The sequence below is a fragment of the Nocardia sp. NPDC003999 genome (assembly GCF_053604885.1).
The window spans coordinates 111,075-126,105 of record NZ_JBSGIB010000014.1 but is presented as its reverse complement, the minus strand read 5'-3'; the positions used below and the strand labels follow the sequence as shown (position 1 = coordinate 126,105).

Below are 15,031 nucleotides of genomic sequence, written 5' to 3'. Positions count from 1 at the left end.
CTTTCAGACAGCGGCCGGGGCGACGCCCAGCGAAGCGAGCAATGCGCGACGGACGCGCTGGAATTCGGGCAGACTCGGGTCGCGCTCGGCGGGCAGGTCCACCGGCAGGTCGACCGTGATGCGCCCCTCGTCGAGCACGAGCACCCGGTCGGCGAGCGCGATCGCCTCGTCCACGTCGTGGGTGACCAGCAGCACGGTCGGGCGGCGGCGCCGGATCAGTTGCCGCAGCAGCTCGTGCATCTTGATCCTGGTCAGCGCGTCCAGCGCGCCGAAGGGTTCGTCGGCCAGCAGCAGGTCCGGCTCGCCCACCAGGGAGCGGGCCAGCGAAACCCGTTGCTGCTCACCGCCGGAGAGCTGGTTGGGCCACGCCCGTTCGCGTCCGGCGAGACCGACCTCGGTGAGTACCCGCACCGCCGCGGCCTTGCGCGAGCGCGGCTGGCCGTAGAGCACGTTGGCCAGCACCCGTTGCCATGGCAGCAGGCGGGAGTCCTGGAACACCACCGACGTCTTGGCGGGCACCCGCAGCGTGCCCGACCCGGCGACGTCGTAGTCGAGTCCGGCCAGCGCGCGCAGCAGCGTGCTCTTGCCCGACCCGCTGCGGCCGAGCAGGGCGACGAACTGCCCGGCCGGGATCGTCAGCGTGATGCCGTCCAGCACCTTGCGTTCACCGAAACCGCGGGTCAGTCCGCGGACCTGTACGCCTACCCCGCGATCGTCCGTCGCCACGACAGCACCTTCCGCTCGACCAGCCGGATAACACCGTCGGACAACAGTCCGAACGTGCCGTAGACCGCGAGGCCCACCAGGATCACGTCGGCCTGGCCGTAGTTCTGGGCGTTCTGCATCATCTTGCCCAACCCGTCGATGGCGTTGACGGATTCGACGACGATCAGCGCCAGCCACGCGCCGGTCACCGAGAGTCGCAGGCCGAGGAAGAAGCCGGGCAGCGAACCGGGTACCACGACCTTCCTGATGAACGTGGCCCGCGAAACCCGCTGCACCTCCGACAGTTCCACCAGCCGCTGATCGATGGTGGTGAGCGAGGCGTGCGTCTGGATATACATGGTGATCACCACGCCGAGGGTTATCAGCACGATCTTGAACGATTCGCCGATGCCGAGCCAGAGGATCATCAGCGGAATCAGGCCGAGGCTTGGGATCGCCCGCTTCACTTGGATCGGGCCGTCCACCAGCGACTCACCGAATCGGGACAGGCCCGCGATCAGGGCGAGCGTCGTGCCGACCAGCACGCCGATGCCGAGGCCGATGCCCGCGCGCTGCAGCGAGGCGGATACGTTCGCCGCCAGGGAACCGTTGACGAGCAGGTCCCAGCCCGTTTCCAGCACGGTCCACGGCGCCGACAGCTTGCGTTCGTCGAGCCAGCCGAAGTGCGCGCCTGCCGCCCAGAGGCCGAGAACTACCAGCACGCCGAGCATCCGGGCGAACGGAACGGACTTGCGTAGCCCGAGCCTGCGCAATTGCCTGCGTTCGACGAATCCGTCGGTCCGTGACGGCGGCGCCGCTACGGTGCGAGTCAGTGCGATGGTCATGGCGACTCCTGTGTTGTGCGGGCGCTCGAGCGGTTCACCGGGTGTCCTGGGTGCGGTAGTTCGCGGTCACCGCCTCGGCGGCGACTCGTTCGAAGCGGCGGTCGAAAAGTTCGTTCGCGTCGAACCGCTTGCCGAAATAGCCCGAACCGGTGAGCAAGTCGACGGTGTCCTGCTCCCATGCGATCGCTTTGTCCCAATTGTCCGGGAAATAGGGGCGCGGTGTCGTATCCAGAATTCGCCGGCCGTCCGCCGCGGAGACTTCCTGGTCTTTCACGTAGTAAGAGGAGATCCATTGTTCCTGGTGCTCCCAGGCCCAGACATCGCCGCGCGCCCAGAACTCGACGAATTGCCGGACGGCCGCGAGTTTGGCCGAGTCGCGCAGGACCGCGGTCGGCGCCCACAGCACGGTCAGCGCGTCCACCGCGGGCGTGGCCACCGCCGTGGCGCCTTGCCCGCGGTATTTGTCCAGGTATTTGGTCAGCGTCGGCTCCCCCAGCGGGGCGACGTCGATCTGCTTGCCCTGCAACGCGGTAAGGAACTGCGGGCTGTTGAGTTCCACCAGCTGCACTTCGTTCAGGCCGATGCCCGCGGCGCGCAGGGTGCGCAGCACCACCACGCCCTGGGCCTGACCAGGCGAGAAGCCGATCTTCTTGCCGCGCAATTCCTGGATCGAGTTGACGGTCACGCCGGGTGCGGTGGCCAGCTGATAGTTCGGGATGTCACGGACTTTGACGCCGACGATCTTGGCGTCGAGACCGGTCGCGTGGGCGTGGATGGGCGGGATGCCCGCGTTCGTCGCGATATCCACCGAACCGCCACGGAAGGCTTGGATGACGTCGGGGCCCGCGGAGACGGCGGGCCAGGCGGACACGGTGAACGGCAGCTTGCCGATCTCACCGGAGGTTTCCAGCGCGACGCGGGTGGTGTTGACCGCCACCGACAACGAGGTGCCTGCCGGAACGGTGGTCGGCAGCGCGGATTTCAGATCGGTGTCGCCGCCCTCATCGGTGGCGCACGAGACGGCGAGCAGAGCGGTGGCGGAGGTGACGAGTGCTAATCGCCGGAGAGAATTGCGCACGGTGATTTCCTGGGTCGAATCCGGTGTTCTCGGGAATATCTCGCTCCCGGACAACACCGCAGTTGCGATCCGGTCCCGGCAATGGCTCGGTGCATTTCTTTCATGAAAGAACTTTCCCGAATAACCGTGCCGCACGTCAATATTCGTTCTACTTAAAATAAGTCGGAGTCAAACAGCAGCCTCCAGCGCGCGCAGCGGAGTGTGGAACAGGCTGTGCAGCACCACCGCCCCTGCGGACATCTCCAGGACTCGCCCCTCGAACGACGAACCGACCACCAGTTCGGCCGGGTCGGTACACAACAGCGAATGTTCGCGTACTGCCGCGAGATACGCCTCCCACACGCCGCCGACGCGACGGCCGCGGTCGACCACTACCACCGATTCAGGATCGAGCAGATCGATCAGCGCCGCGACGACCCGGCCGAGCACGCGGGCGCGCTCCAGGAACAGCCCGCGCACGGGCGCGCCTTCGGCCGCCACCGCCACCAATTCGGGCATGGTCGACGCCACGCCGCAGCGCTCGAGCAGTGCATGATCGGAGTAGTAGTCGTCGAGCGAGGAACCCCCCTGCGGGCCCGCGCTCTTTCCCGCGCCCAGGCCGAGCAGCGACTCGATCGATCCGGCTCCAGACCGCGGCCCGTAGTGCACCTGCCCGTGCACCGCGATGGCCACATCGATCACGTTGCCGACGAACAGCACCACCGAGCTCGCCGTCGCGCCCATGCGGCCGAACAGCTGCTCGGCGTGCATCAGCGCTCTGGTGTGACTGTCGAGCTGGGTCGGCAATCCGGTGCGCGCGGCGAGATACTCCCGCACCGGGACGTCACGCCAGCGCAGGAAGGAATGGTCCACCACCGACCCCGCCGTTCGGTCGACCCGGCCGCCGGTAGCCACGCCCAGACCCACGATCCGCAGGCCGTCGGACTCGTCGCGGACCCGGCACACCTCGGCGGCGGCGGTGGCCAGGATGTCGTACGGGGCGTGCGTGCGGTGCGGCACCTTCGTGGTTTGCCGGAGCGTGCCGCCGATGTCCACCACCGCGACGGTGGTGTGGGTGGCCGCGATGTGCACCGCTATGGCCACGTTGTCGGCGGTGTCGAGCGCCAGCGGGCTATGCGGTCGGCCGATCCCGGACGCGCCGGCGGTCTCGGGCAGCTCGACGATCAACCCCGCCTCCAGCAGCGCGCGAGTCTGCCACGTCACCGTGGCGGGTGAGATTCCCGCGTGTCTGGCGATCGAACTGCGCGGAGCCGGACCCAGCTCGAGCAACGCTCGAAGTACCGCTCCCGCGCTGCCGTCCGCCATCGCCGTCACCTCTTCATCGCCGCGCTGCCCAGCCACGCTACGGACGCGGCCCGCGGCTGCGAAGCATTTGGCGCAGGCCGATCCGAACGCACCGGCGGCACAGGCCCTAAACTGAGCGGATGCCGAGTTACAACTATCGGTGCCGCAGCTGCGGTGACACGTTCGAGGTGACCCGTCCGATGGCGGAGTCGGCCGCGCCGGCGACCTGCCCGATCGGCCACGACGACACGGTCAAGTTGCTGACCACCTTCGCCACCGTCTCCCGAGGCGGCGCGAGCGCGCCCGCACCAACCCCGGCGGCGCCCCCTGCGGGCGGCGGCTGCTGCGGTGGCGGCTGCTGCGGCTGAGTTCCCGGCGCGGTCTCACTCGCGCCGGTCGGCATGACCGAGGTCGCGCTCGGGTGCGACCCGGTCGCGCACCCGCTGCTTCAGCACCGTGATGTCGGGAAATCCGCCGTCGGCCTTGCGCTCCCAGATCTGTTCGCCGTCCACGGTGATCCGGAAGACCCCGCCCGAACCAGGCAGCAGCGCGACTTCGTCCAAGTCGGTGGCGAAGGTGCTGAGCAATTCCTGCGCCATCCAGCTCGCCCGCAGCAGCCAGCGGCATTGGGTGCAGTACTCGATCGCGACGCGTGCCATGCCCGCTGACGCTACCGCTCAGTCGTCGTGCGTGCCGTCCAGGTAGACCCAGGCGCCGTCGGATCGGGCGAACCGGCTGGTCTCGTGCAGTGCGCCGCGACCGCCCGCGTCGCGGTAGTGCGCGACGAACTCCACCGTGCCGGTGTCGTCGAACAGTCCACCTCGATCGGTCCGGGTGATTTCCAGGAACAACCAGCGCTGGGCGGGATCGAGGGTCAAGGCGGCCGGGCGAGTGCGCGGATGCCACGAACGCAGCAGATAGTCGACATCGCCCACCGCGAACGCGGTGTAGCGCGACCGCATCAGGGCTTCGGCGGTGGGAGCGGGACGCTCGCCGCTCAACACCGGACCGCAGCAGTCCTCGAATGCCTCGCCACGCCCACACGGGCAGCGCCGTGCCTTGTTCATTCCGCGCCCTTCCGACCTGTGTCAGGAATCCCGGCGCGCCCGCACCGCCGCCAGGTCCTCGGCCAAGGCTACGGTCTGCTCCCGCCAGCGCCGCAGATCGGTGACGCTCGGCGCGAGTTCGTAGTCGTGATGGTGCGCGGCGCGCGACAGCGCCGCCCAGAGCACGGCCACGCGCGCCGCCACGTCCGGTCCCGCGAAGGCGCGCAGCGCGATGAGCTGTGCCCGCATCGGACAGCGGACCAGCGGGGGCGCCAGCCGCAGCCACAGTTCGTCGACGGCCTGCTCCAGAGCGATCCGCAGAATCCAGGCCGTCGCGCGGGACCACAGCCCGCCCGCGGCGGTCACCGATCCGGCGAGCAACAGATCCACGGTTTCCAGCCGCTCGGCGACCGACGGCCGATTCGCGCGCGAGCGTTGCGCGCCGTTGTTCGGCCCACGCTGCCCGTGCCTGGCCGCGCGTCCGCCGCCCGCGGGTCCACGACGTGCGCCGACCGGCCGACGCCGCCCGCTCATCGGCGCCTCACCGGGCCAGCCACGCGACGAACTTCTCGGTCTCACCGATCAGCTCACGCATATCGCGCCCGATCGGCACGTGCGCGCCCGCCGTGGCGTCGCGCAATGCGTCCACCACCCACCGTCCTTCGCGCGCGATGAGGTTCTTGTTCAAGTCGTCGACCTTGCTGCCGACCCCGAAGACCGCGAGCGCCACTTTCGACCGGGTCGAATGCGCGGCATCGATGTGGCGTTCCACTTCCGCGTGATCCATGCCCGCGGCGAGCAGGGTGCGCCGCGCCCTGGCCAGACTGGCCGCCTCCACCGCGGAACGGCAGCACGTGGCCACCAGTTCGTCGGCGATCGCCGCGGGCAACTGCGGGGTGCGCACCAATGCGCGGGCGTCGTCCAGATAGCGGCGAATCGGGTCGCTGGACACCCGCACCTCGACCACCGAGCGGTCGCGGCGCTGCACTTCCAGCACGGTCGCGTCGAGCTGCATCCGCCGCACCGCCTCGGCGAGGCGCTCGTCATGGGTGAAGACCACCACCTGCCTGGTCCAGGCGACCGTGGCCAGCACTTGGGCCAGGCCGTCCACCTTGGCCGGGTCCATCGCCTGCACCGGGTCGTCGATCATGACGAAACGGAACGGGCTCTGCTCCACCGTGGCGCGCGGCAGGAACAGCGAGAGACCGAGCGCGTGCAGCTCACCCTGGCTCATCACGCCAAGCGCGGCGCCGTCCACCTCGTCGACGGTCACGTCGAGCAGCACGCGGCGCGCGGTGCCCGCGTTGCCCTGCAAACGGATCGCGCCCAGCTCGACGTTGCTCTGCTGCCGCAGCGTGCGCCACACCCACCGCGCCGTCGTTTCCAGCGGCGTCATGCGCTCGCCGCGCAGACCCGCGGTGGCCGACTTCAGCCAGTCCTCGGCCTTCTTCACGGTGCGCAGCTCCGCGGCGTGCGCGGCCACCTCGCGCGCGCCCTCCAGCCAGGCCACGATCCGTGGCACCAGCGGCGTCCACACCTCGTCCAAGCGGTCGAGTTCCTTGCGGGTGCCCTTCTGCAACAGGTCGAGTTCGTCGACCAGTCGCGCGTGGGCGGCGCGCAGCCGGGCGGGCAGGTCCGGGGCGTATTCGGTGTTGGTCAGCGCGGCCCATTCGGCCCAGGCCTCGCGCACCGCCGTGGTGTCGACCGACGGCGGGTTGCGCGGATCGAAATCCAATTCGGCGGGAACGAGGTCGGGAAGCGCCCGAGCGGCCCGCACCGCGTTGCCGAGCTCGATCCGCGCGGTCGTGAGCGCGTCGACTCGGGCGGTCAGCCGCTCGATGGCAGCATCGGTCTCGCGCGCCCACGCGTCGTCGAGTGCGCCGCGGCCGCACACAGGGCACGGACACGGCCCGCTCGCGGCATGGTGTTCCCGCGCCTTGCGCAGCAGTTCCAGCAGGCGCAGATCGGCTTCGGCGTCGGCGGTGGCTCCCGCGGCCAGCGCCGCGCCCCATTCCTCGAGCCGGGTGGCCACCGCCTCCACTTCGGCGTCTTCGGGCAGCGCCAGCCGCACGATGGCGCGCAGGCCGTCCGGTCCGGTCGGATCGTCCACCGCGCCGAGCACTTCCCGGCCCACCGCGGCGAGATCCGGTTGGGCGGGCCGCAGCAGCCCGGCGACCCGGACCGCGCGATCGTCGGCCACCGACGCGAGCAGCTCCAGCAGTTCCAGGCGTTCCTGACGCGAATCCCGCACGGCGCGTTCCAGCTCCAGGCGGCGCATCCGGATCCGTTCCTGCGCCAGGGTGAGTTCGTCGAGACCGAGCAGCTGGTGCAGCGCGTCGAACAGGTCGCTCGGTTTCCCGTCCACCAGCGCGCCGAGTTCGCTGTAGGACAGGAAGGGCCGGTAGAGCTCGAGCTGGGCCGCCCACCGGTCGGTGTCGAATCCCGTCGGCGGCGCGGGCGGATACCGCTGGGTCCAGTGCGCGTCCTGCAGGTCCGCGTCGGCCGCCCATTCCTTGGCGATGGTGAGGCGCGGCGCGGCACCGGCGGTGAGCAACTCCAGCTCGATGCGGGCGGCCGTGCCGTCGTGCAGGTTGCGCCAGCCCTCCCGCCACGCCGCCGAGCGACCGTCCCACCGGCGGTTCCCTCCGGTCATCGCCAATTCCGCGGCCTCGGCGAAACTGGATTTGCCGCTGCCGTTGCGGCCGACCACGAGCGTGAGGCCGGGCCCGGGCGGCAGTTGCAGCGTCGTCTCGGGGCCGATACCCCGGAAACCGCACACCCGGATGGCGCTGAGGAAGATCCCGGAGTGATCGAATGCCGTTGACGCGTCCTCTGTTTCGGCGGCGCCGATGGCGCGCAACACGGTCCGCGCTATCGACGGCGTGACCGCGGGATCCTCGGCCAGGCGTCTCGTCACCACCTCCGACAGTCGGGGCGGCGCGTCCGTGGAACCGGCGGCGTCGACAGCGTCGGGATCCAGGCGCATGCGAAAAACCCCTCCACCATCGAGCCGCAACACGTCCTCCGACCCCGTGCACGGCGCCTTGTCGAAGCTGTGCGGAACGCTACCCGATCACGCCGGAATCGCCCACCGCGCCCGAGCGAATCTGCCCGCGGGGATGGATATATGGTCATCGAAACGCCTGCGCCATGTCTCGATGTCCACCCCTCGCGCCAACCCCGGCGGGCAGCCTCGATGGTGTCTACACCCGGTCCGGGTGGCTCGGTCGAGCCGAACAGGACAGAATGCCAGAGCGCACCGATCGGCGCAAGATTCGTTCGAAAGACGAATGCGGCACCGGGACAAGCGGTTCCGAGGGCAGCGCGGCGCCGGCGGCGGTACTTGTCGGTGCGCTGGGGTAGAAATCCGGTCAACCGAGCAATGAAGGAAGGCGATGAGGCAGCAGCGAGCCGGAGCGAGCCGATGACGACGCAGTGGACCGAAGCCCAGGTCACGGCGTTGGCGCCGGATGCGAATTCGCTCTCGGCGGCCCGCAAGCTGGTGGGTCGCTGGCGCGAGTGCGGGCAGCACGGCCCGGCGCTGTGGGGCCGGTGCCAGGGCAGCGGCGCCACGCCCTATCAGACGATCGTCGACCTGTCCGGTCCGGCGTACCGGTGCTCGTGCCCGAGCCGCAAGTTTCCTTGTAAACACGCGCTGTCGTTGTTGCTGCGCTGGTCCGCGGGCGAGGTCGCCGTCGCACCGGAGACCGCGGACTACGCGGCGGCGTGGATCGGCGGCCGTACGGCGCGGGCCGCCGCGACCGCGGAGCGGCCCCGCACCCCGAATCCGGCCACCGCCGAACAGCGCCGGGTGCGGGTGACGGCGGGGCTGGAGGAACTCGACGTCTGGCTCGGTGATCAGGTACGCACCGGGCTCGCGCAGGCCGATCGCTCGTATCGCGCCTTCGAGGCCGTGGCCGCCAGGATGGTCGACGCGCAGGCCCCCGGCCTCGCCTCCGCTCTGCGCAGGCTCCCGGCCGCCGTGGCCACCAGAACCGACTGGCCCGACGTGGTGCTGCGCGAGTACGCGCGGATGCACCTGTTGATCGCCGCGCACCGGCAGCTCGACGCGGTATCGCCCGCGCTGCGCGCCAGCATCCGCACCCATGTCGGCTACCCCAATCCGGCCGAGGCGGTGCGCGCCGAGGCTCCGGTGCGTGATCGGTGGATGGTGTTCGGCTCGCGGATCACCGAGGACGAGCGCCTCTACACCCGGCGCACCTGGCTGTACGGGCGGGAGAGCAGGCGCTGGGCGCTGGTGGTCGACCATTCCTTCGGCTCCCCCGGCTTCCCCGCCGACGTTCCCGCGCTGGGTCAACTGGCCGACGCGGAGTTGCATTTCTACCCGGGCGCCGCGCCGCTGCGCGCGCTGTGGGGCGAGCGGCACGGCACGGTCGAACCGTTCACCACGTTGCCCGCCGACGCGAACCACCCCGCCACCATCGCCGCCGCGCTCGCCGCGCACGCGTCCGCGCTCGGCGCCGATCCGTGGCTGCGCTCGTGGCCGATGCTGCTGGCCGATGTGATACCCACCCGCACCGAAGAGGGCTGGTACCTCACCGAATCCGGCGGCAGCGCGCTGCCGATCCGGCCGGGCGAACAACCGTGGACGCTGCTGGCCGTCTCGGGCGGTCATCCAGTGACGGTGGCCGGCGAGTGGAGCGCCGACGGATGGGAGCCGATTTCGGTGTTCACCGCGGGGGAGGTGATCGATCTGGCACCCACGGAGACCTTCGTGCCCGACGCGACTCCGCCCGCGGGGCCGACCGGGAGTGCCGACCTCACCTCCGTCGCGCTGCTCGGCACCGCGCGCCGCGCCCCGGATCTCGCCGCACTCGCGCCCGCGATCGCACGCGCGGCCGACCGGTTGCCCCATGATCCCGCGTTGCGACTGCTCGAAACAGCCGCGCTACAAGACCTTTTCACTCGGGGTGGGGTCGTGCCCGCCACTGCCGCGGCACCGGAACCCGCGGCGGACGATCCCCGTCCGTCGCTGCCGAGCCCTGCTGCCGTGCGCCTGGCACGCATGCTGCGGGAACGCTCGGCATTCCTGCCCGAATGGTTCGACGCGGCGCGGCCGCACGATTACCGGGCGCCGGGCGCGCTGTGCGAGCAACTGCTCGAGCACGCGAAGATCAATGCCGGTTTGCGCGAGCCGCTGCTACGCCTCGCGGGCACACGCGGCAGCTGGCTGGCGGCCCGGCATCCGGATCGGCGCGACTTGGTGCGGCTGCCCGTCGAACGGTCCACCGACACTTGGCTGTTCGGTCGACCACCCGAGCGGCGCGACTGGCTCGCCGACCTCCGGCGCGGCGACGCGGGCGCGGCCAGGGCGGAGCTCACCGCGGCGTGGCCGAAGGAATCCGGGCCGCTGAAGGCCGAACTGCTGGCCGTGCTCGCCGACGGGCTCGGCCCGGACGACGAGCCCCTGCTGGAAACGGCGCTGGACGACCGGCGCGCCGACGTGCGCCGCACCGCCGCCGGACTGCTCGCACTACTGCCGGAATCGGCGTTCTCGCAGCGGATGCGCGCCCGAGCAAGCGCGTGGATCCGCGCCGAGCACCGAATGCTGCACATGAACGTGGTTCTCACGCTGCCCGACCGGCCCGACGCCGCCGCGCAGCGCGACGGGATCACCGACCGCACCATCGAATTCGCCTACCGCTGGAACGGCGCGCCCGACGTGTCCGCGGCCCGGCTCCGGCAGGTGGTCGCCGCGACGCCGCTGGCGCACTGGACCGGTGTGCTCGGCACACCGCAACAGGCGGTGCGCGCCACGATCGAAGACCGGTTCCGGCAGCCCATCTTCGACGGCTGGGTGGACGCCGCACTGGCTCAACACGATTCGACGTGGGCGCGGGCATTGTTCGAGGCGGGCGTGCCCACCGATCTGGCGATGCTGCGCAGACGGGAGCTGTTCGCGCTGCTACCGCTGCCGGATCGGACCGCGCACCTGGTGCGGCTGGACGGCTCCTGGCTGTCGGAGATCGAGGCGCTGCTGCCCGCGATGGGCCATCCGTGGCCGGAAGCGCTGGCCCAGCACGTGGTGCTGCTGCTGTTCGAGCGGGCGCGGGCGGCGGCGCGGCGCCCCGAGACGCACGGCGCGTCACCGAACGCGCACCGCTCGCTGCTCGCCGCGGCCTCGGTCCACCTCCCCGTCGCCGCCGCCGCCGCACTGTCCGCCGTGGCCCGCAAATGCGACGATCCCGCCTGGCAACGGGCCTTCGACCAGCTCGCCCATGACCTCAACAACCGCTCGATGATGCTCGAGGAGTTGCGATGACCACCACCGACCCGACGCCGGATCTGCTGCGCCCCCATGCCGAACAGGCGTACGCCGACGAGCTGCGCGCCCTCGCCGCCGCCGACGACCGGCCACGCCCGCCGTCGTGGCGGCTGTCGCCATGGGCGGTGGTCACCTACCTGCTCGGCGGCACCCTGCCCGACGGCACCGTGATCACCCCGAAGTATGTCGGCCCGCGCAGGCTCATGGAGGTCGCGGTCGCGACGCTGGCCACCGACCGCGCACTGCTGCTGCTCGGGGTGCCGGGCACCGCCAAGACCTGGGTGTCCGAGCATCTCTCCGCCGCCATCAGCGGTGCGTCGACGCTGTTGGTGCAGGGCACCTCGGGCACCGCCGAGGAGGCGATCCGCTACGGCTGGAACTACGCGCGGTTGCTCGCCGAGGGACCGAGCGATGCGGCGCTGGTGCCGTCGCCGGTGCTCACGGCCATGCGGACGGGCTCCATCGCCCGCATAGAAGAGCTCACCCGCATCCCGTCGGACGTACAGGACGCGCTGATCACCGTCTTGTCCGAGAAGACGCTGCCGGTGCCCGAACTGCGCACGGAAGTGCAGGCCGCGAAGGGCTTCAACGTGATCGCCACCGCCAACGATCGCGACCGCGGGGTGAACGAGTTGTCCTCCGCGTTGCGCCGCCGGTTCAACACAGTCGTGCTGCCGCTGCCCGCGAGCGAGGACGAGGAGGTCGCCATCGTCAGCAGGCGGGTCGAGCAGCTCGGCTCCGCGCTGGAACTGCCGACCGTGCCCGCGGCGGCCGAAGAGGTGCGGCGGGTGGTGCGGGTCTTCCGCGAGCTGCGCTCCGGCAGTACGGCCGACGGCCGGACCAAGCTCAAGTCGCCGTCCGGAACACTGTCCACGGCCGAGGCGATCTCGGTGATCACCAACGGAATCGCGCTCTCGGCGCACTTCGGCGACGGCGTGCTGCGCGCCTCCGACATCGCGGGCGCGCTGCTCGGCTCGGTGATCAAGGACCCGGTGGCCGACGCGGTGGTGTGGACGGAGTACTTGGAGGCCGTGGTCCGCGAGCGACCGGATTGGGCGGATTTCTACCGCGCCTGCCGCGAGGTCACCGGGTGACCTCCGGTGTCGAAACCGCCCCTGTGACCAGGGTATTCGGCATCCGCCACCATGGTCCCGGCTCGGCGCGCTCGCTGCGGATGGCCCTGGCGGATTTCCGGCCCGACATGATCCTCATCGAGGGGCCCGCGGACGCCGATCCGCTGGTGGGCTTCGCCGCCGCCGAAGGGATGGCCCCTCCGGTCGCGCTGCTGGCGTACGTGCCCGACGCCCCCGCCACGGCCGCGTTCTGGCCGTACGCGGTGTTCTCCCCCGAGTGGCAGGCGCTGCGGTACGGCGCGGACAACGCGGTGCCCGTACGGTTCTGCGATCTGCCCGCGAGCGTCACGCTCGCGACCGAGGACGAGCCCGGCGACCGGTTCGATCCGCTCGCCGCGCTCGCCGAAGCGGGCGGCTACGACGACGCCGAACGCTGGTGGGACGCCGTCGTCGAAACCGTGCCGGACGCGGACGCGTTCGACGCGATCACCGAGGCGATGGGCGCGCTGCGGGAAGGCGCCGAGCGCGACGCCACGCATGGCGACCCGACGTCGGCCGCGCAAGACAGCCCGGCGCGCCAGGGGCCTGCGGGCACCGAACCGGCTGATGACCGACCGACCGCCGAATCGGGACGCGATCGAATGGACTCTACGTCGGAGTTGGATTCGGTCGCGGAGGCAGTAGCCGAATCGGCCCTCGTGCCGGAACCACCGCCCGAACCACTCGTGGTCGACGCCCACACCCTCCGGCGCGAGGCTTATATGCGCCAGACGATGCGCAAGGCCCTCAAAGACGGTGCGATGCGGCTGGCGGTGGTGTGCGGGGCGTGGCACGCGCCCGCGCTGACCGGCGCGCTCGGTCCCGCCGCGCCGGACGCACGGATGCTCAAGGGCCTTCCGAAGATCAAAACCAGGCTCACCTGGGTGCCGTGGACGCATTCGCGGCTGTCCACGACCTCCGGCTACGGCGCGGGCGTCACCTCACCGGGCTGGTACCACCACCTGTTCACCGCCACCGAGCGGCCGATCGCCCGCTGGCTGACCAAGGTCGCCGGTGTGCTGCGCGCCCACGATCTGCCCGTCTCCAGCGCCCACGTCATCGAGGCCGTCCGGCTCGCCGACACCCTCGCCGCGCTGCGCGGTCGCCCGCTCCCCGGTCTGTCGGAGGTGACCGAGGCCACCCGGTCGGTGCTGTGCGGCGGCGACGAGACGATGCTGCGGTTGGTGATCGGCGAACTCGTCGTCGGCGAGGCGCTCGGGGCCGTTCCGGAGCAGACGCCGACCGTGCCGCTGGACGCGGACCTGCGCGCCACCATCCGGTCGCTGCGGATGAAGCAGGAGCCCTCGATCCGTACCGTCGACCTGGATCTGCGTAAGGATCGCGAGGTGCGGCGGTCGCGCCTGCTACATCGGCTGCGGGTGCTCGACATCGAGTGGGGCACGCTCACCACCAGCGACGTGCGCAGCACGGGCACCTTCCGGGAAACCTGGACGCTGCGATGGCAGCCCGAGTACGCGATCTCCATCATCGAGGCCTCTCGCTGGGGCACCACCATCCGCGCCGCGGCGGAGGCGAAGATTCTCGACACCGCGAGCCGCGCCGACCGCTCGGTCGGCGAATTGACCGCCGCGCTGGAAGTCGCGCTGCTGGCCGACCTGGGCGGCGCCACCGACGGATTGATCGCCCGGCTGGAATCCACCGCGGCGCTCGACCACGACGTCACCCACCTGCTGGCCGCGCTGCCCGGCCTGATCCGCACACTGCGTTACGGCGACGTGCGCGGCACCGACACCAAAGCGCTGGCCCACGTGGCCGATGGGTTGCTGGTGCGTATCTGCGCCGGCCTGCCCGCGGCGGTCACCGGATTGGACACCGACGCCGCCACCGAGCTGCGCGGTCTGCTGGACGCGGCGCACACCGCCATCCACACCAGGGACGACGGCTGGGCCACCGGTGAGTGGCTCGCCGCATTGCGCCGGGTCGCCGACCGCGACGACGTACACGGCGCGCTGGTCGGTCGTGCGGTCCGTTTGCTCGCCGACGCGGGTCGCATCGATGACGCCGAATCCGCGCGCAGACTGTCCGCCGCCCTCTCGGTGGGCGCCACCGCCTCGGCCAAGGCGGCGTGGATAGACGGATTCCTCGGCGGTCGCGGCCTGCTTCTGGTGCACGATCGGGAGTTGTTGCGGCTCATCGACGACTGGCTGCGCGGACTCGGCGACGACACGTTCGTCGAGACGCTGCCGCTGCTGCGCCGTACCTTCGGCGCGTTCGAATCGGGTGAACGCCGCGCGATCGGGCAGGCGGTCCGCGACGGCGGTTCGGTGTCCGCGGCGGCGGCCGTCGCGGGCATCGACTCGGAGCGAGCCACCACCGCGGTGCACACGGCGGCGGAGATTCTGGGGGTCACGGTATGAGTGGTCGGAAAGAGCAGCGGTGCATGACGAGACGAGATCCCGCTCATGCCGGAATCGAACGCTGCGTGAGCGGTCAGGTGCGAAGGCCGCAGGGCAGCGTAACCGCACAGGGCCTCGCTGATGTCGAAGTCGGATACGGCATGAGCCGCCAGGAGCTGACGCGGAAGCGCAACGTAGCCGCACAGGGCCCCGCCCATGCCGAAAAGCGACGCTGCGGAAGCGGTCGGGCCCGAAAGCGGCAGCGCACCATGACCACGCAGGGCCCTGCTGATGCCGGAACGGGACACAGCATGATCG

At 70.9% G+C, this 15,031-nt stretch carries 12 protein-coding genes; 4 read left to right on the top strand and 8 right to left on the bottom strand.

The window, feature by feature from the left end:
* Window positions 1-3: 3 nt before the first annotated feature.
* The 4 genes from ACWESM_RS25105 to ACWESM_RS25090 all read right to left on the bottom strand — a co-directional run bounded on the left by ACWESM_RS25105 (window position 4) and on the right by ACWESM_RS25090 (window position 3,933).
* The gene (locus ACWESM_RS25105) at window positions 4-726 is read right to left on the bottom strand and encodes an ABC transporter ATP-binding protein (protein WP_397280421.1); all 723 of its coding nucleotides are present in this window, start codon (window positions 724-726) and stop codon (window positions 4-6) included.
* The gene (locus ACWESM_RS25100) at window positions 702-1,550 is read right to left on the bottom strand and encodes an ABC transporter permease (RefSeq protein WP_355077189.1); all 849 of its coding nucleotides are present in this window, start codon (window positions 1,548-1,550) and stop codon (window positions 702-704) included. The genes ACWESM_RS25105 and ACWESM_RS25100 overlap by 25 nt, the downstream gene beginning before the upstream one ends.
* A 34-nt stretch (window positions 1,551-1,584) precedes the next feature.
* On the bottom strand, window positions 1,585-2,628 hold the full coding sequence (locus tag ACWESM_RS25095; protein ID WP_364432540.1) for an ABC transporter substrate-binding protein: 1,044 nt from the start codon (window positions 2,626-2,628) through the stop codon (window positions 1,585-1,587).
* Window positions 2,629-2,796: 168 nt separating this feature from the next.
* Complete coding sequence (locus tag ACWESM_RS25090; RefSeq protein WP_364432543.1) at window positions 2,797-3,933, bottom strand: ROK family transcriptional regulator; 1,137 nt, start codon at window positions 3,931-3,933, stop codon at window positions 2,797-2,799.
* Window positions 3,934-4,052: 119 nt separating this feature from the next.
* Here ACWESM_RS25090 and ACWESM_RS25085 point away from each other — a divergent pair, with 119 nt between their 5' ends.
* Window positions 4,053-4,280, top strand: a complete 228-nt coding sequence (locus ACWESM_RS25085) for an FmdB family zinc ribbon protein (protein WP_452493887.1) — start codon at window positions 4,053-4,055, stop codon at window positions 4,278-4,280.
* 15 nt (window positions 4,281-4,295) lie between these two features.
* Here ACWESM_RS25085 and ACWESM_RS25080 read toward each other — a convergent pair whose 3' ends face one another.
* Genes ACWESM_RS25080 through ACWESM_RS25065 form a run of 4 tightly spaced genes read right to left on the bottom strand, consistent with a single transcriptional unit; the run spans window position 4,296 to window position 7,944 of the window.
* Complete coding sequence (locus tag ACWESM_RS25080; RefSeq protein WP_355077196.1) at window positions 4,296-4,571, bottom strand: SelT/SelW/SelH family protein; 276 nt, start codon at window positions 4,569-4,571, stop codon at window positions 4,296-4,298.
* 18 nt (window positions 4,572-4,589) lie between these two features.
* Window positions 4,590-4,979, bottom strand: coding sequence for a YchJ family protein (locus ACWESM_RS25075; RefSeq protein ID WP_356967304.1), 390 nt, complete (start codon window positions 4,977-4,979; stop codon window positions 4,590-4,592).
* 21 nt (window positions 4,980-5,000) lie between these two features.
* A complete protein-coding gene (locus ACWESM_RS25070; RefSeq protein ID WP_355077200.1) occupies window positions 5,001-5,492 on the bottom strand; it encodes a hypothetical protein in 492 nt (163 codons plus the stop codon).
* Window positions 5,493-5,499: 7 nt separating this feature from the next.
* The gene (locus tag ACWESM_RS25065) at window positions 5,500-7,944 is read right to left on the bottom strand and encodes an AAA family ATPase (protein WP_364432552.1); all 2,445 of its coding nucleotides are present in this window, start codon (window positions 7,942-7,944) and stop codon (window positions 5,500-5,502) included.
* 438 nt (window positions 7,945-8,382) lie between these two features.
* Here ACWESM_RS25065 and ACWESM_RS25060 point away from each other — a divergent pair, with 438 nt between their 5' ends.
* The 3 genes from ACWESM_RS25060 to ACWESM_RS25050 are packed head-to-tail and all read left to right on the top strand — an operon-like array spanning window position 8,383 to window position 14,734.
* Entirely contained in the window at window positions 8,383-11,241 is a 2,859-nt protein-coding gene (locus tag ACWESM_RS25060) for a DUF5691 domain-containing protein (protein WP_452493885.1), read from the top strand.
* On the top strand, window positions 11,238-12,338 hold the full coding sequence (locus ACWESM_RS25055) for an ATP-binding protein (protein WP_452493883.1): 1,101 nt from the start codon (window positions 11,238-11,240) through the stop codon (window positions 12,336-12,338). Before ACWESM_RS25060 ends, ACWESM_RS25055 begins: the two co-directional genes overlap by 4 nt.
* Window positions 12,317-14,734, top strand: coding sequence for a DUF5682 family protein (locus ACWESM_RS25050; RefSeq protein WP_452493924.1), 2,418 nt, complete (start codon window positions 12,317-12,319; stop codon window positions 14,732-14,734). Before ACWESM_RS25055 ends, ACWESM_RS25050 begins: the two co-directional genes overlap by 22 nt.
* The last annotated feature ends 297 nt before the right edge of the window (window positions 14,735-15,031 follow it).

What these genes read in the sequence shown, in the direction of transcription:
- ACWESM_RS25100 (WP_355077189.1), bottom strand. Translation starts at nt 1,550, where the DNA reads ATGACCATCGCACTGACTCGCACCGTAGCGGCGCCGCCGTCACGGACC.
- ACWESM_RS25090 (WP_364432543.1), bottom strand. Translation starts at nt 3,933, where the DNA reads ATGGCGGACGGCAGCGCGGGAGCGGTACTTCGAGCGTTGCTCGAGCTG.
- ACWESM_RS25085 (WP_452493887.1), top strand. Translation starts at nt 4,053, where the DNA reads ATGCCGAGTTACAACTATCGGTGCCGCAGCTGCGGTGACACGTTCGAG.
- ACWESM_RS25080 (WP_355077196.1), bottom strand. Translation starts at nt 4,571, where the DNA reads ATGGCACGCGTCGCGATCGAGTACTGCACCCAATGCCGCTGGCTGCTG.
- ACWESM_RS25075 (WP_356967304.1), bottom strand. Translation starts at nt 4,979, where the DNA reads ATGAACAAGGCACGGCGCTGCCCGTGTGGGCGTGGCGAGGCATTCGAG.
- ACWESM_RS25070 (WP_355077200.1), bottom strand. Translation starts at nt 5,492, where the DNA reads ATGAGCGGGCGGCGTCGGCCGGTCGGCGCACGTCGTGGACCCGCGGGC.
- ACWESM_RS25065 (WP_364432552.1), bottom strand. Translation starts at nt 7,944, where the DNA reads ATGCGCCTGGATCCCGACGCTGTCGACGCCGCCGGTTCCACGGACGCG.
- ACWESM_RS25060 (WP_452493885.1), top strand. Translation starts at nt 8,383, where the DNA reads ATGACGACGCAGTGGACCGAAGCCCAGGTCACGGCGTTGGCGCCGGAT.
- ACWESM_RS25055 (WP_452493883.1), top strand. Translation starts at nt 11,238, where the DNA reads ATGACCACCACCGACCCGACGCCGGATCTGCTGCGCCCCCATGCCGAA.